A 303-nucleotide genomic window follows, 5' to 3' on the forward strand; every position below is an offset into this window, starting at 1 on the left:
TCGACGTGGGCTAGGCCCGTATCACCTCAATCTCGACACCGTCCCCGAGCGCGCCTTGCCTGCAAGATGAACAGAAGGTTAATGCTGCAATGCAGCATTTGCATCATTGCTATGCAAAATCAGCCGTTCAAGTCCTCATCGATGATCACTATTTGAGCATCATCGAAACGAACCCAATTCAGGAGGACTACCATGAACCCGATCCGTGCTTTCCGTAACTGGCGCATGTACAACGAGACCGTTCGCGAATTGAACCGCCTTAACGCACGTCAGCTCAGCGACCTCGGCATCAACCGCGCCGAC

1 protein-coding gene is annotated in these 303 nt (G+C 53.5%); it reads left to right on the top strand.

Translation table 11 applies throughout. From position 1 onward, the window contains the following. Window positions 1-192: 192 nt before the first annotated feature. Window positions 193-303, top strand: a 111-nt coding sequence (locus EN857_RS34025; protein WP_135897730.1) for a DUF1127 domain-containing protein, incomplete at its 3' end; no start/stop codon positions are given.

Origin of the sequence: Mesorhizobium sp. M4B.F.Ca.ET.214.01.1.1, from assembly GCF_004791545.1 — a bacterium.
In the GTDB taxonomy this organism is placed as follows: domain Bacteria; phylum Pseudomonadota; class Alphaproteobacteria; order Rhizobiales; family Rhizobiaceae; genus Mesorhizobium; species Mesorhizobium abyssinicae.